Origin of the sequence: Flavimarina sp. Hel_I_48 (genome assembly GCF_000733945.1) — a bacterium.
Taxonomy (GTDB): domain Bacteria; phylum Bacteroidota; class Bacteroidia; order Flavobacteriales; family Flavobacteriaceae; genus Leeuwenhoekiella.
The window spans coordinates 2,727,000-2,748,390 of sequence record NZ_JPOL01000002.1 but is presented as its reverse complement, the minus strand read 5'-3'; the positions used below and the strand labels follow the sequence as shown (position 1 = coordinate 2,748,390).

The 21,391-nt window shown below is 37.1% G+C and carries 20 protein-coding genes and 1 other RNA gene; 14 read left to right on the top strand and 7 right to left on the bottom strand.

Going from position 1 to position 21,391, the window contains the following annotated elements:
- Positions 1-101 precede the first annotated feature (101 nt).
- On the top strand, positions 102-608 hold the full coding sequence (locus tag P162_RS12085) for an OmpH family outer membrane protein (protein ID WP_031427647.1): 507 nt from the start codon (positions 102-104) through the stop codon (positions 606-608).
- A gap of 88 nt (positions 609-696) precedes the next feature.
- On the opposite strand, the gene guaB is transcribed toward P162_RS12085, so the two are convergent.
- The gene (gene guaB / locus P162_RS12080; protein ID WP_031427646.1) at positions 697-2,169 is read right to left on the bottom strand and encodes an IMP dehydrogenase; all 1,473 of its coding nucleotides are present in this window, start codon (positions 2,167-2,169) and stop codon (positions 697-699) included.
- Positions 2,170-2,422: 253 nt separating this feature from the next.
- Positions 2,423-3,637: an NAD(P)-dependent oxidoreductase gene (locus P162_RS12075; protein ID WP_031427645.1), complete on the bottom strand. Its 1,215-nt coding sequence runs from the start codon at positions 3,635-3,637 to the stop codon at positions 2,423-2,425.
- A 220-nt stretch (positions 3,638-3,857) separates the two neighbouring features.
- Between P162_RS12075 and P162_RS12070 the strand changes: the two genes are divergently transcribed.
- Both P162_RS12070 and ssrA read left to right on the top strand, forming a co-directional pair.
- Positions 3,858-4,685, top strand: a complete 828-nt coding sequence (locus P162_RS12070; RefSeq protein ID WP_031427644.1) for a GIN domain-containing protein — start codon at positions 3,858-3,860, stop codon at positions 4,683-4,685.
- Between the two features lie 95 nt (positions 4,686-4,780).
- Positions 4,781-5,181: a transfer-messenger RNA gene (gene ssrA, locus P162_RS12065) on the top strand.
- Between the two features lie 273 nt (positions 5,182-5,454).
- On the opposite strand, the gene P162_RS12060 is transcribed toward ssrA, so the two are convergent.
- Complete coding sequence (locus tag P162_RS12060) at positions 5,455-6,222, bottom strand: hypothetical protein (protein WP_031427643.1); 768 nt, start codon at positions 6,220-6,222, stop codon at positions 5,455-5,457.
- A 382-nt stretch (positions 6,223-6,604) separates the two neighbouring features.
- Between P162_RS12060 and P162_RS17730 the strand changes: the two genes are divergently transcribed.
- The 9 genes from P162_RS17730 to P162_RS12020 all read left to right on the top strand — a co-directional run bounded on the left by P162_RS17730 (position 6,605) and on the right by P162_RS12020 (position 13,731).
- A complete protein-coding gene (locus tag P162_RS17730) occupies positions 6,605-6,760 on the top strand; it encodes a hypothetical protein (RefSeq protein ID WP_164076255.1) in 156 nt (51 codons plus the stop codon).
- A gap of 29 nt (positions 6,761-6,789) precedes the next feature.
- Positions 6,790-8,448 carry a tetratricopeptide repeat-containing sensor histidine kinase gene (locus P162_RS12055; protein WP_031427642.1) on the top strand — a complete coding sequence of 553 codons (1,659 nt, stop codon included), beginning with the start codon at positions 6,790-6,792 and terminating at the stop codon, positions 8,446-8,448.
- Positions 8,449-9,114 (top strand): DUF5932 domain-containing protein, encoded by a 666-nt coding sequence (locus tag P162_RS12050; RefSeq protein WP_031427640.1) that lies wholly within the window; start codon positions 8,449-8,451, stop codon positions 9,112-9,114.
- Between the two features lie 219 nt (positions 9,115-9,333).
- The gene (locus P162_RS12045) at positions 9,334-9,540 is read left to right on the top strand and encodes a hypothetical protein (RefSeq protein ID WP_031427638.1); all 207 of its coding nucleotides are present in this window, start codon (positions 9,334-9,336) and stop codon (positions 9,538-9,540) included.
- Positions 9,541-9,670: 130 nt separating this feature from the next.
- Positions 9,671-10,732 (top strand): type I restriction endonuclease, encoded by a 1,062-nt coding sequence (locus P162_RS12040; RefSeq protein WP_031427637.1) that lies wholly within the window; start codon positions 9,671-9,673, stop codon positions 10,730-10,732.
- 3 nt (positions 10,733-10,735) lie between these two features.
- On the top strand, positions 10,736-10,984 hold the full coding sequence (locus P162_RS18070) for a DUF4236 domain-containing protein (protein ID WP_031427636.1): 249 nt from the start codon (positions 10,736-10,738) through the stop codon (positions 10,982-10,984).
- 182 nt (positions 10,985-11,166) lie between these two features.
- Positions 11,167-11,559: a hypothetical protein gene (locus tag P162_RS12030; protein ID WP_031427634.1), complete on the top strand. Its 393-nt coding sequence runs from the start codon at positions 11,167-11,169 to the stop codon at positions 11,557-11,559.
- 1 nt (position 11,560) lies between these two features.
- Positions 11,561-12,823 carry an ECF transporter S component gene (locus tag P162_RS12025; RefSeq protein WP_031427633.1) on the top strand — a complete coding sequence of 421 codons (1,263 nt, stop codon included), beginning with the start codon at positions 11,561-11,563 and terminating at the stop codon, positions 12,821-12,823.
- Positions 12,823-13,731: a hypothetical protein gene (locus tag P162_RS12020; RefSeq protein ID WP_031427632.1), complete on the top strand. Its 909-nt coding sequence runs from the start codon at positions 12,823-12,825 to the stop codon at positions 13,729-13,731. The genes P162_RS12025 and P162_RS12020 overlap by 1 nt, the downstream gene beginning before the upstream one ends.
- 843 nt (positions 13,732-14,574) lie before the next feature.
- Here P162_RS12020 and P162_RS12010 read toward each other — a convergent pair.
- The 4 genes from P162_RS12010 to P162_RS12000 form a co-directional block, all read right to left on the bottom strand.
- The gene (locus P162_RS12010) at positions 14,575-15,234 is read right to left on the bottom strand and encodes a class I SAM-dependent methyltransferase (protein WP_031427629.1); all 660 of its coding nucleotides are present in this window, start codon (positions 15,232-15,234) and stop codon (positions 14,575-14,577) included.
- Positions 15,235-15,333: 99 nt separating this feature from the next.
- Positions 15,334-15,852: a hypothetical protein gene (locus P162_RS18015; RefSeq protein ID WP_316931605.1), complete on the bottom strand. Its 519-nt coding sequence runs from the start codon at positions 15,850-15,852 to the stop codon at positions 15,334-15,336.
- Positions 15,818-16,480, bottom strand: coding sequence for a hypothetical protein (locus tag P162_RS18010; protein WP_316931604.1), 663 nt, complete (start codon positions 16,478-16,480; stop codon positions 15,818-15,820). Before P162_RS18010 ends, P162_RS18015 begins: the two co-directional genes overlap by 35 nt.
- A 303-nt stretch (positions 16,481-16,783) precedes the next feature.
- Positions 16,784-18,784, bottom strand: a complete 2,001-nt coding sequence (locus P162_RS12000; protein ID WP_031427627.1) for a BCCT family transporter — start codon at positions 18,782-18,784, stop codon at positions 16,784-16,786.
- 961 nt (positions 18,785-19,745) lie between these two features.
- Between P162_RS12000 and P162_RS11995 the strand changes: the two genes are divergently transcribed.
- Both P162_RS11995 and P162_RS11990 read left to right on the top strand, forming a co-directional pair.
- Positions 19,746-20,156 carry a hypothetical protein gene (locus P162_RS11995; RefSeq protein WP_031427626.1) on the top strand — a complete coding sequence of 137 codons (411 nt, stop codon included), beginning with the start codon at positions 19,746-19,748 and terminating at the stop codon, positions 20,154-20,156.
- Positions 20,157-20,290: 134 nt separating this feature from the next.
- Positions 20,291-21,370, top strand: a complete 1,080-nt coding sequence (locus P162_RS11990; RefSeq protein WP_031427625.1) for an efflux RND transporter periplasmic adaptor subunit — start codon at positions 20,291-20,293, stop codon at positions 21,368-21,370.
- Positions 21,371-21,391 lie beyond the last annotated feature (21 nt).

Below are 21,391 nucleotides of genomic sequence, written 5' to 3'. Positions count from 1 at the left end.
CCAACAAGCAAGCTTTTTTATCTTTGTCTAAATATTTAAATTAACCACTAAATCGGTTCAAACAGGCGCTATACGCGCTTTACAAGAACTAAAATCACATTATGAAAAGCATAACAACATCCCTTCTATTTTTATTTATAAGTGTTGCAACTTTTGCACAAACCAAAGTGGGCACTGTAGACAGTGACTATGTCCTGGCCAGCTTGCCAGAACTTACCGAAGTGCAGACCAATATTGAAACCTATGGCGGCGAACTGGACAGCCAATTCAAAGAAATGGTAGCCAATTACCAGGTGAAAGTTGAAGAATTTCAGGGTCTTGGCGATACCGTTAGCGACGCTGACAAAAAAGGAAAGCAGGATGTTATCGTGGGCATTGAGCAGGATATCCAGAAATTCCGTCAAAATTCACAACAGCTTATACAGATACGCCGTGACGAACTTATGCGTCCTTTATACACAAAAATAGGTACCGCGATAGATGCAGTTGCCAAGAAGCAAGGTTATACACAAGTGTTGACTTTAGGAAATGGAGTAGCTTACTTTGATCCCGCGCATGACCTTACTCAAGCGGTTGCAGACAACCTAAAAATCACCTTAAAGCAGTAATTTTCTTACTGTTTTATACCTTTTTGAGCATAAAAAACGGCCGAATTGGCCGTTTTTTTTATTTCCATAATTACAGTTTTCAAAAAACTTAGCGGCTATAATTAGGAGCTTCTTTAGTAATCATCACATCATGTGGATGACTTTCATGAATTCCGCTGGAAGTGATTTTTATAAAACGTGCATCTTCTTTTAAAGCCGGAATATCCTTGGCACCGCAATAGCCCATACCCGCCCGAAGACCGCCTATAAACTGGTGTACGCTTTCCACAAGATCACCTTTATAAGGTACACGCCCCACGATTCCTTCTGGAACGAGTTTTTTAATATCATCTTCCACATCCTGAAAATAACGGTCTTTTGAGCCGGTTTTCATGGCTTCCACAGAACCCATGCCCCTATACGTTTTGAATTTTCGGCCTTCGTAAATAATGGTTTCACCGGGCGATTCTTTTGTTCCGGCGAGAAGGGATCCCAGCATCACACAATCTGCTCCTGCTGCAAGTGCTTTCGGAATATCGCCGGTATAGCGTATCCCACCATCGGCAATTACCGGTACGCCACTGCCTTTAATGGCTTCAGCAACCTCTAACACGGCACTAAACTGTGGAAATCCTACTCCTGCGACTACACGTGTGGTACAAATAGACCCAGGGCCAATACCTACTTTTACGGCATCTGCACCTGCATCAACCAGATATTTTGCCGCTTCTGGGGTTGCTATATTTCCTACGACCACATCCAGATCTGGAAACTTTTCCTTGATCATCTTCAGTACGGCCACCACACCTTTTGTATGTCCATGAGCAGTATCGATCACTACGGCATCAACACCGGCATTCACCAATGCACTGGCACGTTCTACCGCATCAGCGGTAACACCTACCGCTGCCGCAACACGAAGACGGCCATAAGTATCTTTATTGGCAATGGGTTTCTGGGTAAGTTTTGTAATATCCCTGAAGGTGATCAGACCTATGAGCTTCTGGTCATCAGTAACCACTGGAAGTTTTTCGATTTTATGCTCTTGCAAAATACCTTCCGCCTGGCGCAAAGAAGTACCTTCACTTGTGGTAATGAGGTTTTCGCTGGTCATGACTTCGATTATAGGTCGTTCGTCATCTTTTTCAAATCGCAAATCCCTGTTGGTCACAATACCTTTTAGCTTTCCATCGCCATCCACAATGGGAATCCCACCTATACCGTGTTCAGACATGCTTTGTTTTGCATCGCCGACTTTTGCGGAAAGTGGCAAAGTAACCGGATCAATGATCATCCCGCTTTCGGCACGTTTAACACGGCGTACCTTGATAGCCTGCGCCTCAATGCTCATATTCTTATGCAGCACACCTATACCACCCTCCTGAGCAATAGCAATTGCCATGCGTGATTCGGTCACCGTATCCATTGCTGCGGAAACGATGGGAACGTTAAGGATTATATTTCGTGAGAATTTTGACTGAATATTAACTTCTCTGGGAAGTACTTCAGAAAAAGCAGGAACCAGAAGTACGTCGTCGTAAGTAAGACCTTCTCCCAGTATTTTAGTATCGTGAGCTTTCATTGCAATTAAGATTTAATTGCGTGCAAAGATACATTTAATAATTGTTAAAAGGGGAAAACCGTAAATAAATGAAAAGAGAAGAATAAAAGATATAAAATTTATAAGCAGAAAATTCATAATTTCTGTCAAAAAAATGAAAAAGCAAGACATTTATATATGACTAAATAAGCTTAATAAATACAGAAAAATAGGTTTAAAAGCTCAAAATTGACCAATAAATAGCCGTAAATCGTCAATTTTCGGTATAAATGGTTTATTCTTTGCCCTCTACAAATTCCTGTAGATATTTAAAACGATCAGTTAGTTGACCATTTTTTGTCATTCGTGCGCGTTCCAGGATTCCATCCTTGTCATCGTTAAAAAAAGCCGGCATAACATGATTTAAAAACATATCGCCAAAACCCTCACTGGCATCCATGGGCAAAGCACATGGCAGGTTATCTACCGCCATTACCGTAATCGCACCCGGAGCATCAAAATTAGTTTCTTTTTGCGTTTTGGGATCATAACCATAAAAAGGATCTTCTAAGGTAGAGGTTCGAATGGTAGAAGCTATGGGACCGTTAAGATCACAGGAAATATCTGCAACAACTTCAATTTTAAAGTCGGGATTTCTCGCATCCTCTTGAGTCAAAAATTGCGGCGCACCGTCCCCATAAAAATGCCCCGTAATCAGAAACTGCGTTACTTTTGCAAAGCGCATAAAGTTGGACTCAAACGTTGTGGGATCCCTAAAAAATTCTTTTTGCGTAGCAGGTTCTCCGTCGATGCGCTTGTTGTAATCCAGTACATCAATTTTACAATATACCGGTTCATCAAATTCCATATTCAAAAAGTCATCAACATAAACCTGCCTGATTTTTAAATAATCAAGAATTTCTTTGGCACCACCGGCAACCCTCCCGCCTCCGGTTAGGCAGATTTTAATATTTGGCAGGTTTATTTCATCCAGCTTGGCCTTCATCGCCTTCAGTCCACTTAACGTACTGGCAGGAGGAAGAAACCAACTTTTATGCCGTTCTCCCCAGGCCCTTATACCATTATAGGCCCCTACCAGACCCGCATAACGGCCAAAACCAATAAGGCGATTTCCGTTTTGATCTGTAATGACCTCGTGATCGTATAGTTCTATATTTTTAAACAGCACCGCTTGCAAAAGTTCGCGGTTGTATTCCTGTTTTTTTATGGTATGACTGAAGAAAAAATACTTCTTACCTGATATCAAAAAGTCTATGGGCACCTCCTTTACTCCTATCAAAACCTCAGCTGCGGTGACATCTTCGCTTACCGTAAATTCAGCGTTTTTGTACGCAACATCTGGAAACGCGCGTATTGCCGAACTTTCCACCAGAAATTTTGCTTCGGGAAAGAGCTCCTGTACCTCGCGCAGTTTTGTGGGTGAAAAAACAGTACGCCTGTCTGGCGGGTCTTTTCTTTCCTTGATTAAAGCAAAAATTATCGGTTGCATAACTACTGGTTTGATTCCATTCATAGGAAAAATACGTATTTTATAAGGATTCGTTTTACTTTTTTCGGCTTTTATTGCACTACTATTGGCATCCTGATAGATTAGCCGTACCTTGTTATTCTTACAAATTAGGATTAGCATTAGTACAAACCTTGTATTTTAACCGAAAATTTTCGGCATAGTGAACGCCTTTTAGGGAAGCATAATAAATTTAGTATTTATGACAAAAAAGAATTTGATTGTTTTAGTAATCGCGGGCATGCTTACATCATGTGCGGCTCAGAAAAAGGAAAAAATTGAGGGAGACCGTGATGTCATTTCGGTTACCCACCCCATTGAGCAACGCTTTAATGGAATAAGCATAGGTGGTGAATTTGAAGTCAAAATAAAGCAATCCAACCGCAACAGCTATATTCTTTCAGCAGATAAAAATCTGGTAGACATTGTGAAATTTGTAGTTCGTGACAGTACGCTTTACGTCGAGACTACACAGCGTATTACCAGTAGTAAACGCCTTGAAATCTACCTAAATGTTGAAGAAATCAACCAAATTGAGCTAAAAAACGATGTAGAACTTAAAAGCGATGGCCTGTTTGATACGGATAATATGACCATTAGCGCATATGATGACAGCGAATTTGAGCTAGACATATTATCCAAAGATCTGGGCATCACGTTACAGGGAAAAGCTAGAGGCGAACTGGAAGGAAAGACGGAAAATCTAAATATTTTTATGAATGACCGTTCAGAACTTCAGGCAGAGCTTGAAACGAAAGAAACCAGTATCAATCTACAGAAAAGTACAGAACTTACACTGGAAGGAGAGGCGGAAAATGCAACGATTAACCTTGCAAATGATAGCGAATTAAATGCTAAAGATTTTATAATAGAATCTGCACAGATAACCCTAAGTGACAAAGCCGAAGCAGATCTGCATACCACTGAAATGTTGGTCATTTTTGCCAAAGACAAAAGCACGCTCAATAGTTATGGCAAAGCCAAACTAGAAACTACGCTAAGTGACGAGGTCACTTTAAATAAAAAATAGTTGTTTGGCACAGCCTTAGAATGCAAGCGCTATTTTATAAAATAATTGTACATTTGCCTTCCATTTTAAAAAATGGAAAATTTATTCAATACACCGGGGTCGATTTGGTTTAGACAGCGGGTCTAATTGGATAGTAAGCACGCCGAGCGCTGGGAAACAGCTCGTAAATCTCATTTTTCACACTTTTTAAACGGCGAGAATAACTACGCCATGGCTGCGTAATCTGAATCACAGTAAGATTACCCTAATCACGTACAAGGTACGTGACCATGATACCTCCGAAAAGCCCTGGTAAACGGCGTTTCATTGTGAGGTACCGAAAAAGTATACCTAGCCTTTTTAGGGTCTTGATGAAAAGGCGAAACTTAATCAAGGATAAGGTAATGGTTGGAGGTTTTCATCCGGCCGGTGCACGAAAATTAAGTGAAGACTAAGCGCGTAGAAAGCTATTGAGTTGCCCGTTTGGACGGCGGTTCGAACCCGCCCGACTCCACTTTTAACATTTTAGACTACTTTAAAAACCCTGTAATCATTTGATTTATAGGGTTTTTTTGATTGTAACAATAATCACTTCCTTTTGACCTATATTCAAATTACTTTTTCAAATTCTCTTCGACGGTTACTTCTAAGATCGTTTTATTATTCATCATAATTAATTTCCCCAATCGCCTTTTCAATAATTCTATTCAAGTTCTTTAAATGAAATATTTCAGATATGAAGTTTTGATTGATTAAAGAGTAATATCTTGAAGTTGAAAATAAAGAATTTTTACTGATCCCTTTCTTTAGGACATATATACTTTAGAATCATATATTCTGTAATTGATTTGAGCGTTTTTCCCGTTTCTGGGTGAAGGCCCAGAGCGGTAAAAAATTCCAACTGCCCTTCACTGTTTTTACCATACCAGATTTTTACACTCCCGTCTTTGTTAAAAAATATGGTGTTGCAATCAGGTTCTACTTTTTTAAATTCCTCCACCCGCTCTTCCCTGTAGCGTTTTAATCTTCCATGGCCTACCAGCTGTGCATTAAAATCGACTTCCTTATAATGATCGATTTGCCAGACCATCCAGCGCTGTTCTTCTTTAAGATTTATAAATAAGAACACAAGGAGCACAGTTATTCCTGTAAAGCCTAAAATCAATCCTTTCCTGTTGCTCAGAAACCAACCTTTGATAAAAAAGGGTTTCATAAACTTTTCTTCGGCAATGGTTCGATCTTCTTTTAAATCCCCAAGCTGTTTGGCCTCCCCTAGCGATTGCAAAAAGTCCGCATAGTCCGTGAATCCCAAATACTGTAATAAAGCCTCAACCACCTCCCATTGTGGGATTTTGATATCCTCTCCTTCTTCTGCGCTGCTGGCCCTTTTATAATATGTCCTCAGGCTTTTTTCGCCTATGGTAGATCTATTAATTTCTGCCACCGCCACGGAAAGTGCAGTTGCCTTTTCCGTTTTTGACGGTTCTTTATTCCCTTTTATCAGCTCGTTCTGTCCCGCTTTTTTGAAAGCTAGAATTATCAACGCCTTGTGGCTCATATAAAGTAGCTTAGATTAAATAATACGGTTTAAATATAAGGGAAAAATCGGCAGAAATTTTTGGGAAATTAGTTTCCAAGAACTTTCCCAAACCTTTCCAGCTATTTTCCCTAACCTCTTTTCGATTCTCCCTTCATTTGCTTCAGAAATCACTTACGTCCCTGATGCAAAGGGGTTTGCGATGTAAAAGATTTCTGCAAAATGGAGCTGTGGTCGTTGCGGGTTTGACAATTTGAGAAGTATTCAAATCTCTACTTCTACACTCCATACTTCTCAAAAACAGAGAGACGTCTCTTCTTTTCTTAAAGCGGAAAACCGCTCCATATCACTGAGTCAAAAATCTCGGACAGCCACCGGTATGTCCAATTTTAAAACATATAAAATGAAAAAATCAATTTTAATAATACTTACGGTTTTCCTCAATCTGGCACTTTTTTCGTGTTCTCCAGAAAAATTAAATGAAGAGTTGCAGAATACACAAGCATGTTGCGGAGATGATGAACCCATACCGCCGCCACCTCCACCAGATGAAAAATAAATGTAATTAATAAAGCTTATTTTAGAGGAATGAAAACATTTACAGTTTCATTCCTCTTTTTATTACACGTGATATTTGCATGCGCTGGTTATACTCAAATAACGAAGGAAATAGATAGTGCACGATATCATTATGATAAAATTCTAAAACCCAGTAATTATGACGAGTTTAATAAAGCACTAAAATTTTATAAGGAAGGCGTAAATTATGCGATCAATAACAAAGATACCCTAAAAGCTATTAAGAATTTAAGGCTTATAGCAATCGGCCAGACGACTTACGGCCTATTTGCTGAAAGTGAAAAAACCATAGTAACTGCCTTAAATTTAACTGAAGTAATATCGGACAACGATATTAAAAGAACTATGATGGTAGGACTCAATAATCAATTGGGAATGATCTATAGACGTATTCAAAATTATCAAAAAGCACTATTTTATTATGATAGAGCACTTCTTTTTATTGATACCAAAGATGACAGTATAAGTTTATTAAATAATAAAGCAACTATATATAAGGATCTAGAAAGGTATGATCTATCCAAAGACATTTTAGAAGAAGCTTTAAAAGTAGCAGCTCAAAATAAAGTTCAAAAAAAAGGTCAATATGCACGTATATTGGCCAATTTTGGTTATATGCAATTCAAATTGAAAAACAATGAAGCCCTTTTAACCATGGAACAAGCCCTATATAATAGAATTGAGGAAAAAGATTTGATAGGGCAATATTCTAGTTATAATGATTTAACCGAGTATTTTATAGAGAAAGATGATCATGAAAGAGCTAAATCTTATTTTACAAAAGCCTATGATATCGCCAAACAAATTAATTCTCCAGAATATATTGAAAATTCATTGGGACAATATGCACTCTTGACTGAAGACCCAAAGATCATTCGCTTTAAAAATTTAAAAGACAGTCTTGAAGATGCAAGAAGGCTGAAAGAGAACAATTATGCAGCAATGAAATACGATGTTGATAAAGAAAAAGAACTCACCCACATCGCAAAAGTCCAACAGGAAAAGGAAAAGAGCAAAAAGAATTTTTATTTTTTCATATCGATTGTCATCCTATTGGTTTCTGTCATAATTATATATGGAATTTTACAAAAACGTAAGCAACGGCAGTTAAAAGCGGTTCAACGCACAGAGACCTCAATTTCAAAAAAAATCCATGATGGACTGGCTAACGATACTTTTCAAATACTGTCAGAATTACAAAACCTACAGGACATACCAGAACATATTCTTATAAAACTAGATAGGATTTACCAGGAAACTAGGGACATTGCAAAAAACCATAGCCCGCTAATTGAAGGTGCTGGTTTTGAAGATCAATTAATCAGCAGGCTAAATTCCTATAGGTCAACCCATTTAAATGTAATCACCCGAAACGTAGAGAAAATTAAATGGGAATCATTCAGTAAGATCAAGAGAGATACAATCTATATGGTATTGGGCGAATTAATGACCAATAATAAAAAGCATAGCCAGGCAACCTTAGCGTTAATCTCGTTTGAACAAAACCGCAAAAAATTGCGAATGGTCTATCAGGATAATGGGATAGGAACAGCATTGAAAAAGGGAAATGGGATGCAGAATATGGAATTCCGTATTCGTGCCATTAACGGAAACATTAGTTTTGAATCAGAATTGAACAAAGGTTTAAAAGTTGAAATACAGATTTGAATGTTTAACAAGGTACTCATTGCAGAGGATTTAGGGTGGAATACCAAAAGGATAGAACAGCAACTCATTACTATGGGCGTTAAAGAGGTCGTTCTAACCGAATATTGCGATGATGCATATCTTAAGTATCTCAAAGCACTTAAAGAAGAAAAATCTTTTGATCTGCTCATCGCAGATTTATCCTTTAAAGAAGATCATCGAGAGCAAAAGCTTAAAAGCGGCGATGAACTTATAGCAGCTATACGAAAGCACCCATCAAATATAAAAATTATCGTTTTTTCTATGGAAGAGCGCTTACAGAGAATACGCTCTCTTTTTAATGAACAACAGCTTGATGCCTATGTTTTTAAAAGCAGAAAAAGTATAGAAGATCTAAGAGAAGCCTTTGTTTGCATTAAAAAAGATGAGCGATATATTTCTTCACAAGTTGCGGCAGCGCTTGATAAACAACAAAGCCTTGAGATAGATGACTATGATATACTGTTGCTGAAAAAATTAGCCGAAGGATATTCAAACAGAGAAATTAGCGATCAATACAAAAAGGAATCCATCAACCCAAGTGGGGTCAGCTCCATAGAAAAGAGACTAAATAAGCTGCGTATTCAATTTAAAGCTAATAACGCCGTACAGCTTGTCGCAGTTGCAAAAGATCTGGGATTGATTTAAGTTATTCTGTTACGGTTTTCCGTAAGGAAAGGTATTTTTATAATGGTAATCTTGTATTGGATTGATTGATCAATCCGTGTTAGGGGATTTTGAAAAGGGCGCAGGGATGCGCCCTTTTTTTGTGATATTTAATGAAATACTTGATCACTACGGAAATCCGTAAGGTTTTGATTTTTAATGGTTTTAGATTTGGGTATTATTAACTTTTAAAAATTAATTATGGCAAGGTATTATGTAAATAGAAGTGCACAAAAAAATGGCGATCATGAAGTACATAAAGAAGGCTGTTATTGGCTATCGTTAATAGCAAGTAAAAAAGATTTAAATCTCCATTCCAATTGTAAGACTGCTGTTGCAGAAGCGAAAAAAACTTATCCACAATCTAACGGTTGTAAAACCTGTTCAGTAGAATGCCATACTTCGTAAATTTTCAAGAAAAGAAATCTAAATATATTCTTTTTTAGAGGCAAACTCTAAAATTTTTCAACCCTTACGGAAAACCGTAAGGGTTTGTCTTTTAATGGATTTAGGTTTGTTATTGAAAAAACAATTGATCATGGAACTAAAAAGTCAACTGAAAGCGCTAGCCGATAAGATTGCAGACCTAAAGGATAAAATCGGCACCGAGGAATCTACCAAACATGCCTTTGTGCTGCCCTTTATCAATATTTTAGGCTACGATACTTTTAATCCCACTGAGGTTGTACCTGAATTCACGGCAGATATTGGCCTCAAAAAAGGCGAAAAAGTTGATTATGCCATATTTCAAAATGGAATCCCCATATTGATCATAGAGTGTAAAAACTGGAAAGAAAGCCTTACCAACCATAATTCGCAGCTATTTAGATACTTTCACACCACCAAGACAAGGTTTTCCCTATTGACAAATGGAATAGAGTACCGGTTTTATACAGATCTGGAAAACTCCAACAAAATGGACGAAAGGCCATTTCTGGAATTTGATATCACTAAACTAAAAGATAGCGAAGTTCATGAAATCTCAAAATTTCAGAAATCGAGTTTTGATGTAGATACTATTGTTAGCAATGCCAGTTCTTTAAAATATACCAAAGAAATAAAGAAATGTATTGTTGAAGAATTAGGCGCGCCTTCTTACGATCTTGTTAGGCTATTTACAGGGAAGGTTTACGAAGGTAGACTAACCGAAAAAGTAATCCAGGAGTTTACTGGGCTTGTACAAAAAGCCTTTAACCAAACAATTAGTGAAAGGATCAATGATCGCTTAAATTCTGCCTTGAGTAAAGAATCTGAAGAGCAGCATATGACAAACGAAGAAGAGCCAATACCAGAAAGTAAAATAATAACTACAGAAGAAGAACTGGAAGCGTATAGAATCATCGTGGCTATTTTAAGGAAGAAACTGGACATAAACCGAATTGCGCACCGAGATACTCAATCTTATTTTGGCGTCTTGCTTGATGATAATAACAGGAAACCCATTTGCAGACTTCATTTTAATACAGGAATTAAATATATAGGCCTATTTGATGAGAATAAAATAGAGAAACGTGAACCTATAACCTGTGTTGATGACATCTATAATTATGATATAGAATTACTGAATACAGCGGAATATTATATGTCGCAAGAAAATTAAAATATGGGTTTCGGGTTTCAAAAACGAATAAACTTGGGCAAAGGCTTTGGACTGAATGTAAGTAAATCAGGCATTAGACCAAGTTATCGATCAAAAAAAGGATCTATTAATAAAAAGGGATTTACAGTTCGTTCTGGAATTCCAGGTGTCTCCTATAGAAAATCCTTGTTTAATAGTTCAAAAAATGGTTGTCTATCAATACTATTAATATTTACTACCGCTATTGGTTCCACCCTACTAATTTTCTTTTAAATATGGGATATAAAAAAGGTTATTATCGGAAAGATGGAACGTACGTTCAAGGTCACTATACTTCAAAGAAAACCAAAAAGGTAAAGAAATCCAAACTTGGCTGTTCAAGCGTACTATTTTTGACAATAGCTTTCATAGGTGCGATTAAAATAATCACACTACTCACTTAATCAATCAACCACATGATTTCAACTGAACTTAAAAGCCATTTTTTACGCCTTTATCAAATGGCGTTCTCAGACGATGATTTTGACGTATTAGAGATGAAAATGCTCTATCACTTTGCAGAAGAGCGGGGTGTCACGAAACAAGAACTTGATGCTATTCTGCTCAATCCTTCTCACGAAACTACGGTTCCCGATTCCGTTGAAGAAAAAATCTCCTATTTATATGACTTAGCGATTATGATCTGGGCCGATAATAAGGTAGAACCCGATGAACTTTCAACACTTAAAAAGTACTGTTTAAAATTTGGATTTCTAAAGGACAATATTAATAAGCTGACTGATTTTCTTCTTGAAAATGCGAAATCCAATTTGCCAAAAGACCAGTTAATAAACTTAATGCAGGAATGATATGAGTACTTTAAAAAATATTTTTACCATCAAAAAGCAAGAGCCTGTTTCTGAAAAAACACCAGAAGTTGAGGATGTTCAAAAAGTAAAACTTACTTTTTTTGAAAGTGGTTACGGTTCATCAAAACAGGCTGAGGGAAATCACAGGGTTTTTAGAACCTGCCTTGAAGAAGTCTATATGGATTATAAAGGCAAATGCCGGGAAAATGAAAAACTCCAAAACGTGCTCAAAGCTCCTTATTTGGATGAAAAAGGGAGACAGGAAACCGAATTAAAAAAACGAAAGACCGCTTTGAGCATTCTCGAAGAAAGCATTGCCTCAGTAGAGGAAAAAATAAGGACATTCAAGCAGGATATGGTTGATGTAAGAAGGAAACCGGAAGTATACGGTTTGGAAGTGGACAAACGGCCAAAAGCCCAGTTTTATATAGGATTGTTTGTCTTATTACCCATAACGCTCTACCTATTAGTATTTTATATTTCCGCATCCTATTCTGCATTTTTCAAAAATTTCAATTCAGATAAGCTTGGAGAGGCGATTTTTGATGCCGAGGCATTTTCAAAAGCCATTGCTGATGGATGGCTTGAAGGGGTATTTGTGGCCACTATTCCGTTTGCATTTATGGGACTCGGTTATCTAATCCATATGTTCCAAAAAAAGAAAAACTTTTTCACCTATTTCAAAATTCTTCTCCTTTTTGCGATAACATTCATTTTTGACGCTATTCTGGCGTACCTGATTGAACAAAAGCTATATGACTTTTATAAAACACCAGATTCTCCGCCATTTAATCTATCCATTGCCTTTTCGTCTGTTGAATTTTGGGGGATTATTTTTGCCGGTTTCATAGTTTACATTATTTGGGGATTAGTATTTGACTTTATTATGAAAGAGTACGAAAATTTTGACCTTATTAAATCTTTTATTCGATCCAAAAAAGAAGAAATTAAAAATGGGGAAGTAGAGCTTTTAAAAATAAAAGAAAAACTACCTCCTATTAAAGAGGAGTTATCAGGCATAGAAGGTAAAATACTTGATCTACAGCGCACAATTGATGGCTTTGTTTTTTCAAACAAACACTATTTAACGTATCATGCCGAATATGTAAAAGGATGGTTTTTAGCAATATCAGATAATTTTGATGGCTTAAAGAGAAGGGATGAACTTTATAAAAGCTGCGAAGAACAACAGCAGTTGCATCTGGAAAAGTATAATATTGATAACGAGGATTATGAAGGTCGCCTCTATAAACTGGTAAACTAATGCGGAAAACATACTACTATATCATTGCTTTACTGCCATTTTTTCAAGCATGTAAAGAAGAGCCCAGAGTTCTTGAAAGTCCAACTTCTAAAATCGAGGCAGTAAGAAAACTATCTGGAGAAAGGCCGGATTTAAATATTAGCTTATTGCTAGACCTATCAGACCGTATCAATCCTGATAAATTTCCAGATGCAGCAATGGAATTCTATGAAAGAGATCTGGGTTACATTAATACTGTAGCCAATTCATTTGAAATTCATCTGAGGAATAAGCGAACCCTGAAAATAAACGATAAGATTCAACTTTACATTGATCCAGAACCTGCTGATAAGGAATTGAATAAAAAACTAAATTCCCTGAAACTTACTTTTTCAAGAGAAAATGCGACGAAAGAAAAGATAATATCAATCTCCGAAAAATATGATAGTGTTCCGAGATTGATCTATGAATCGGCAATTACTGATGATGCTTATATCGGTTCTGATATCTGGAGGTTTTTTAAAAGCAAGATAACTGATTTCTGTATTGCAGAAAATCATCGTAATATATTAGTGATTTTGACAGATGGCTATATATATCATAAAAACGCACTATTAAAAGAAGAAAACTTAACATCTTATCTTACACCCCAAACCATTAGACAAAATGGACTTAATTCAAATAAATGGAAAGAAAAAATAGAAGAAAAAAACTATGGCTTTATTCCGGCCAATAAAAATCTGGATAAATTAGAAGTTTTGATATTGGGCATCAATCCAGATGTTAAAAATCCTTATGAGGAGGATGTGATTTATAAATATTGGAGCGATTGGTTTGATGAAATGGGCATTAAGAACTACGAAATAAAAAATGCTTTGATCCCTTCAAATATGGAAAAAATAATAGAAGGATTTATATTGCAAGAATAATTACATTTATTTCAATAATAATTGCTTAAGGATGTCGGCCAAAGGTTTAAAATTTATATTTATCACCTTATTCCTAGTCGTAGGATTAAGGTGTCAGTCACAAGTACAACAAGTATATATCACCCAAACTGGAGAAAAATATCATACTTCCTCATGCCGCTATCTAAAAGAATCCAAGATTGAGACCACTTTAGAAAAAGCGTTAGAGAGTGGCTATGAAGCCTGTAAAGTTTGCAAACCTAATACAGTTAACAGTATCAACTCCACGAATGATACAATTTTGACTTTAAAAGCTAACGCTCCCAAAAAATCTCAATCTGTACAGTGTTCCGGAAAAACAAAAAAGTGACTAAGATGCAAGCGTATGACTGCTTCCAGTAATGGTAGATGTTACCAGCATTAATGACTTTAAAATAAAACTCCACTAAAACCCATATACAAAAGAACAAAATGATGCATTCGATCAACAATATGATCAAATTGGAAGATGCCAGGATTTGAATCCATTTACTATATTTCATTGCAAATGGTATCAGAAATCTAGATGTCATTGAACTTTGCTAACCAGGCACTAATTAGATGTTTACAGATATTCCTATCAGCAAAGTCTTAAAAACATTGAGAATATGAAATATGTATTCTTCTACCCGACTCTATAAATAGCCATAAAGTAATTATGGATTGGGAGAAAAGAGGCCTATCAGATATCTGGTGGACTTTTTTGCCCTTATTACGTTTGAAATCAATGATTTACAAATTTATTTATATTCTATAAATCCGATTGATGCAAAACAAGTTTGGAGTTTGTTCAAAAATTATTTTGAGTATTGAAGTAGGTAAATATTACAACATTGTAAACACTGTCGTCACTAAATGTCCTTTACCCCCAGGAGCCGGAGTTACCAGTAACTGTTTCGCTTCCTTTACCCTGAGGTTAAAAGGAGCCAGTAGTAGGTCAACGCCACTTTGCTTTTTAAGGCGGATGCCTTGTCCTGAGATAATGTCTTTATTTGGTTCGTAGTCCTCATCTGGCAGGTGTTCGGTAAGGATCACATATTTAAACGCGTATAATTTTTCTACGATATCCTTTATTTCATTATTTGAGAGGTGTTGCAGTACCTGTCGCAGGAGTACACAGTCGCCAGTAGGCAATTCATCTTTGGCTATATCCAAGGTGTCAAAAGTCAGATTCTGTCTCTGGAAAGTCCTGGTGTTATATGAAATCAACTCAGGTACAATATCCACTGCTTTGTAGGCTTCAGTATACTGCACCAACTCCTTCCCAACATTAAAATCACCACAACCCAAATCACACACCACTGGCCTGTTTTTCAATATTTTAAAAAAGGTAGCAATAGCCGCTATATAACCTTGTACTGTTTCTGGATCATGCGATCCCTCCCCAGAATAAAAATCTGTATTATCACTACCCCACAGCTTGTTTTTATAGACCTGAATCATAGCATCTTTAGTAGGCCATGGTCTTTTTGAAGGTGTTTTCATAATGATGATTACTCTACCAATACATTCGGGCAGTTATGATTATTCAATTCTTTGGGATAGTATATTTTATGGCTTATTTACTTCCGATAGGACAGGACCTTAAAAATAATATCCAATGTTTATATTGAACCGTGCTTCCCATTTTGCATCAGGATTACCTTCCGCAAAGTCATTTACAAAATTACCGCCCAACCAGGAGTGGTTGTATCCCGTAGCATAATCAATATATGTGTAAATGTGACCTGCTGTAACCAGTACGCCGGTGATATTTGAATAGGAATCAGTAAAAGCCGCATTATCCTTATCCATGAAACCGAAGTCGTTATAGAATTCCAGTTGGGACACCGGACCCAGATTTACTTCCAGTTTTCTGCTGATGCCCAGTGTATATAACTTGAAATCTGAGGCAACGCTGTACGCGGCTCCATAGGCAGCCATGGCAATTGTATTATCATTTACCGAATCAGGCACCATGGGATTATGCTTTACAACCGCTGCCTGCGCTTTTACATTCCATAAGTTTTTTGTGTATTCATAATGAATGGCCACGGCAGAATGATTTCCCCTTTCTTCAGTATCAAGGTTATAAATTCCCCCATACTGTAAGGAGGTTCCCAACTGATGCGATCTCTCCTCCCCCCATTTTATAGATGAATTTGCCATTTAATTGATTGATCTCTTTATTTCTGCCAGCGATATCATACGAATATCTTGAAGCGGAAACTTCCGTAGTATTACCAAAATTCAGTTCTTCCGCATTTTTGAAAAAGCCGATCTGGTAGATAATCCTATGGGTTTCATGCAAAAATTTTATCCCCATATCATAGTCATCTTCCAGACCTACATAATACCCAAGGTTGAAAAAGAAATTATGGGAATTATATTCCTGTATGCCGAAAGGCACCTGCGTCAAACCCACCCTTAATTCATCATGCGCATTGAATTTATACCCGAACCATCCCTGCTTCAAAAAACCACCGCCAAAACTATCTGAATACAATCTATATTCTACATTTAAGGCTATGCCCTTGTAAGAACCCTTGGCGCCTACCCTAAACATATCGTAACCAAAATCACCACCGCGTTCTTTTTGCTGGTCTTTCCAGCTAGACAGATTATAGTTGAAACGAAGGGCTCCGCCAAACTCAAAAATAGATTCATCTTTATCTTCTTTTTCTTGCGCTTCAATTGTGCATACACAACAGGTAGATAGAAAAAATATGCAATAGGGTAAAAACTTGCTCATAAGATCGTCTCTCTACTACAAGAGTTTAGTTTAATTATATAGGGCACATTTTGCATTGATAATAAAAATTCAACGTGTCGAAAAGTTGAGAGCAATTGATGCGGCAAAAAAACCAAACTATTTTAAACACTAAAAAATATCACTAAAAAGGGCTTTGCGGTAAAGTCATCCTGAAAGGAATAAAAAAACGTAAAAATGATATGTATACGTCTTAAAATCAATCAACTATCGCACGAATTTGAGTTTTTAAGTAATTAGGTTTCGGTATTTTCTTCAAAAGATCAATTACTACTGTTGAAATATTTAAGGAACTATACCATTAGAATCACTGCTTATGAACATTTCATTGCGTTCTTCAGATATAATATCCAAGAACCTATCGTAATGCTTTAAAACATCAGATATCAATTCGGTCTTGGTAAAGTATTGGATATCGTATCCCTCCCGTGTATCTCCAAAATACGCTTTCGGAAAGTAGATGCCCCGCTCTTTAATCTTCGGGAAATTATTTTCATCAACGAGATAATTAGAAGCTATCTTAGAAGTACTGGCTACCCCGTAGATAAAGTCATTGACCATATCATATTTTATTTCAATTTCAATTTTTGAATCATCTTCAAAATAATTGATGGTAGCGGTAACCCCATTTTTGGCAAATTCTGCCTGTAAATCCGTGAATGCACTTTTAACAACGGTATCTATAAACACATTAACGGATTTGCTGTCTTTAGTCTCGACAATTTGCCTTAGCCTGTCTTTCCATAACCTGCCAGACCATGGGATAGTGGTTTTTGAGAAATTACGATCATAATAGGATTGATCAATGCTGAGTGCCTTGATCAGGCTCACGGTAAATAAAATCATGATCACAGAGAAAGGCAGCGCGGTGATCAATGTCATGCTTTGCAAGGCTTTGAGCCCCCCGGCATTAAGAAGTAACAAAGATAAAATGGCCAGGAGTGAACCCCATAAGGTAGTTTGCCATTTAGGGGACCTTACGGCATTTTTAGTAGCTATATTGTTCATAACAAAAATACCAGAATCTGCCGAAGTCACAAAGAATATGATAACAATGATTATGGTCATAAAACTCGCTATACTGGAAAGCGGCAAATATTCCAGAAACCTAAACATCAGCGCATCTGGATTGCTGGCCAGACTACTAAGGGCACCGCCAGCTACATTGATATCAAACCATATCGCGCTATTGCCAAATACGGTCATCCATATAAAATTGAAAATAGTAGGGATCAAAAGTACCGCTACGATAAATTCCCTGATTGTCCTTCCCTTAGAAATTTTTGCGATAAATAGACCTACGTATGGAGACCAGGAGATCCACCATGCCCAGTAAAGTATGGTCCAGTCATAAAACCAGGGCAGGGTTTCCTGATCATACACGTGGGTGCCAAAGGTGAGGTTGAAGAAATTGTTTATATAATTCCCTATTCCCTCAGTAAAACTTCCTATCAAAAATACGGTAGGACCTAAAATAAGTACAAAAAGCAGCAGGCTCAATACCAGGATCACATTGATGTTACTCAATATTTTTATCCCTTTGTCAACTCCCGTAAGTGCTGATAAAATCGCAAGCGAGACTAAAACGCCCACAATTATAATTTGATAGGTGAAACTGGTATCAGGCACGATGTTGAGAAACTGCAGGCCCGAATTTATTTGCACCACACCAAAGCCTAAAGTGGTGGTAATCCCAAAAAAGGTACTGCAAAGTGCAAAAACATCAATTACATTGCCCCATTTACCTTTTATCTTATCTTTCAACAGAGGATAGAAACAACTACGTAACGATAACGGAAGTTTGAGGCGGTAAGCAAAATAAGAAAGCGATAATCCCACTACGGCGTAAATTGCCCAGGCATGTATACCCCAATGAAAAAAAGTGTAGAGCTGTGCGTTCTTTGCCTTGTTTACATAATGCTCCATACCAAAAACCTCTGATGAATAATGCTGAATGGATTCGGCTACGCCAAAGTACATAAGCCCAATTCCCATCCCGGCCGCAAAAAGCATGGACATCCAGGAGAAAAAAGAATGTTCTGGCCTGCTATCATTATTCCCCAATCTGATATCGCCATATTTACTGAACAAAAGAAAAATCAAAAAGATCACAAAAAAGGTAACAGCCCATATATAGACCCAGTTGAGGTTGATAAATATGAATCTTTTGATGATATTCAGGATTTCATCTGCGGCTTGTGGATAAATTACCGAGGTAATCGAAACAAGAAGGATAAATACCATACTCGGTATAAAAATCCCCTTATTCAATGTAGTTTTGAACATAAATTTGGTTTGGTAAATAGTATTCTACTCTAGGTACATGGATAGTTAAATGGTCGAAAACAATCAGTAAGTCCGAAAAACGCTAACATTTTAAATACTTCTTAATGCGCCTGGTGCAAAAAGCATGGAGTAGAATTCATTTCTAAGGCAATCCAGAAGCTGGAAAAAATTAAATTCCACTCGTTCATACATCCCTTAAAAAATTGTTAATAAAGGCCAAAAGTAAGGCAATAAGCCCGGATGTCACAAAAAATAACGCGTATTATTAAAATCTGAGAAAATTGGCAAGCTATGCTTAAATTCGATGCATTTTATATAAAAGCTTTTAACAAAAACTACAGGTTCAAATTAAAAAGAACACAACGAACGCGAATTAAAATTTATAAGTATTGAAAAATACCTTAAACAAAAGGCACAGCGCAAACTGGAAAAAGCATTATAATTTCTAAAAATCAGGAAAGGACAATACAAATTTACAGGCTTCACCTTAAGTATCTCATTGAGGACATTAGTATTAGCGTGAACAGTATTCTATATAAAGGTCAGCAAGTTTTCAATCTAAAAATATAGAGAATGTGGTCTTGCGGCAAAATGAAAAACTTACTGGAGCTCATTTTGACCAACCTCTGGTATGATGGAATAAAAGATGTTCCTGAAGATACTATTTAATAGCTAAAGACGGATTTGAATAACATCTATAAAACCTTCTTTTTAAACAAAAAATAGCCTCAAATGTCAGGTTTTTAAGCCTATAAGGGATATTTTCAGAATTATATATAGATATTTATCCAGGAAAATTCATAAACTTCTTTTAAATCAATTTCTCAAAAAGCCAGACGCATTCGTTAAACAGCTATATCGTTCTAGTCAACGAATTATTAAAAAGATATTCCTTTTTGACTAAAATTAGAGTCTAAAAATTTGCTAATGACATGCAAGCAGAATAAATTTGTTGCCGCAAATGAGAAAATCTTTTAGAAATTTTTTAACGAGCACGGTCTTTATTCTCTTAAGCGGTTTTTTGCTTTTTCAGGCAAATGCCACTTCTTGGGAAACGATTGATTCGTTGCGCGATGCCTGTTCCCAGGCACGCTATACCACTCTTTCTTCTGCTCATTTCTCCCCGGTTTCTTCTAATTATGACACACGCGTGGGTCAGATTTTAATAGAGGAAACAGAATCTGAAAATCTTGATCAGGATTCAGAAAATGACAGTCCAAAACCTCATTTTTTTCAGGATGTTATCATTGCAGTGTTCCAGCTTATAAAAGTGGAACATGCATCAAAAACCGAGGACAGTTTTATGGCGTATCATACGCCAGCACTTCAAGAATGTAAACGCTACATTCGTTTTGAAGATTTCCGGATTTAGAATACCCTTCTTTTTTTAAATATCAGTGTACGCCACTTTCTCAAAGTAGCGTCCCCTTAGCTTATTTTGGCCATTCATCTCTTTGATGGCCACCCACCTAATTATATTTTCCCATTATCCTAATTCATTTATTTATGAGAAAGATCCCAATACTTATTGGTCTTTTGGCCGCGCTATGTACCGTCGGCTGTAATTCAGAAAAAAAAGAAAAAAAAGAGGAACGCACCTTTCAGGTCACTAATCCGGTATTGAAAGACACCTCTTACACTAAAGAATACGTTTGCCAGATTCACTCCATACATCATATTGAACTGCGCGCACTTGAAAAAGGCTACCTGCAAAAAATCGCCGTAGATGAAGGTGAACACGTAAAGAAAGGGCAGCAAATGTTTAAGATCATGCCTAATGTTTATGAAGCTGAACTGCTAAAGGCAAAAGCCGAAGGCGAATCTGCGCGAATAGAATATCAGAACACAAAGTTACTGGTAGACAGCAGTGTGGTTTCCCCTAACGAACTTGCCGTGGCAAAAGCTGAATATGACAGGGCCAAGGCCGAAATTTCCCTCGCACAGACACATTTGGGCTTTACACAAATAAACGCCCCTTTTGATGGGATAATTGACCATCTGGAAGTTCGGGAAGGAAGCCTTCTGGACGAAGGGGAGATACTCACCAAGCTTTCAGACAATAGCAGTATGTGGGTTTATTTTAACGTTCCCGAAGCAGAATATCTTGATTACATGATGAACGTTGATAAAAATGAACACCAGAAAGTAAACCTGCTTCTGGCTAACAATCAGCAATTCAATGAAGATGGCGTGGTAGAAACCATTGAAGGTGAATTCAACAATACCACCGGGAATATCGCTTTCAGGGCCGTATTCCCAAATCCAAAAGGTATCCTCAGACACGGGGAAACCGGAAATATACTTATGAATACCAAGTTGGACCATGCGCTTCTTATACCGCAGAAAACCACTTTTGAAGTGCTTGATAAACGCTTTGTGTTCGTAGTGGACAAAGAGGGCGTACTACATCAGAAAGAAATTAAGGTAACTGCAGAAATACCGCACCTTTTTGCCGTAGAAGGCCTCACCGAAAACGATCAGGTCCTCCTGGAAGGCATTCGTCTGGTAAAAGACAATGAAAAAGTTAAGGTAAACAAGGTCGCACCCACAGAGGTACTTGCTAACCTCGAAATCTACGCAGAGTAGAAATCCCAAAATTTTAAAACA

Bases quoted from the DNA above. Each gene is read 5' to 3' on its own strand.
- P162_RS12050 (WP_031427640.1), top strand. From the start codon at position 8,449: ATGTTTAACAAGGTACTCATTGCAGAGGATTTAGGGTGGAATACCAAA.
- P162_RS12030 (WP_031427634.1), top strand. From the start codon at position 11,167: ATGATTTCAACTGAACTTAAAAGCCATTTTTTACGCCTTTATCAAATG.
- P162_RS12070 (WP_031427644.1), top strand. From the start codon at position 3,858: ATGACAAAAAAGAATTTGATTGTTTTAGTAATCGCGGGCATGCTTACA.
- guaB (WP_031427646.1), bottom strand. From the start codon at position 2,169: ATGAAAGCTCACGATACTAAAATACTGGGAGAAGGTCTTACTTACGAC.
- P162_RS11995 (WP_031427626.1), top strand. From the start codon at position 19,746: ATGAGAAAATCTTTTAGAAATTTTTTAACGAGCACGGTCTTTATTCTC.
- P162_RS12000 (WP_031427627.1), bottom strand. From the start codon at position 18,784: ATGTTCAAAACTACATTGAATAAGGGGATTTTTATACCGAGTATGGTA.
- P162_RS12060 (WP_031427643.1), bottom strand. From the start codon at position 6,222: ATGAGCCACAAGGCGTTGATAATTCTAGCTTTCAAAAAAGCGGGACAG.
- P162_RS18070 (WP_031427636.1), top strand. From the start codon at position 10,736: ATGGGTTTCGGGTTTCAAAAACGAATAAACTTGGGCAAAGGCTTTGGA.
- P162_RS11990 (WP_031427625.1), top strand. From the start codon at position 20,291: ATGAGAAAGATCCCAATACTTATTGGTCTTTTGGCCGCGCTATGTACC.
- P162_RS12075 (WP_031427645.1), bottom strand. From the start codon at position 3,637: ATGCAACCGATAATTTTTGCTTTAATCAAGGAAAGAAAAGACCCGCCA.
- P162_RS17730 (WP_164076255.1), top strand. From the start codon at position 6,605: ATGAAAAAATCAATTTTAATAATACTTACGGTTTTCCTCAATCTGGCA.
- P162_RS12040 (WP_031427637.1), top strand. From the start codon at position 9,671: ATGGAACTAAAAAGTCAACTGAAAGCGCTAGCCGATAAGATTGCAGAC.
- P162_RS18010 (WP_316931604.1), bottom strand. From the start codon at position 16,480: ATGAGCAAGTTTTTACCCTATTGCATATTTTTTCTATCTACCTGTTGT.
- P162_RS12010 (WP_031427629.1), bottom strand. From the start codon at position 15,234: ATGAAAACACCTTCAAAAAGACCATGGCCTACTAAAGATGCTATGATT.
- P162_RS12055 (WP_031427642.1), top strand. From the start codon at position 6,790: ATGAAAACATTTACAGTTTCATTCCTCTTTTTATTACACGTGATATTT.
- P162_RS12045 (WP_031427638.1), top strand. From the start codon at position 9,334: ATGGCAAGGTATTATGTAAATAGAAGTGCACAAAAAAATGGCGATCAT.
- P162_RS12025 (WP_031427633.1), top strand. From the start codon at position 11,561: ATGAGTACTTTAAAAAATATTTTTACCATCAAAAAGCAAGAGCCTGTT.
- P162_RS12085 (WP_031427647.1), top strand. From the start codon at position 102: ATGAAAAGCATAACAACATCCCTTCTATTTTTATTTATAAGTGTTGCA.
- P162_RS12020 (WP_031427632.1), top strand. From the start codon at position 12,823: ATGCGGAAAACATACTACTATATCATTGCTTTACTGCCATTTTTTCAA.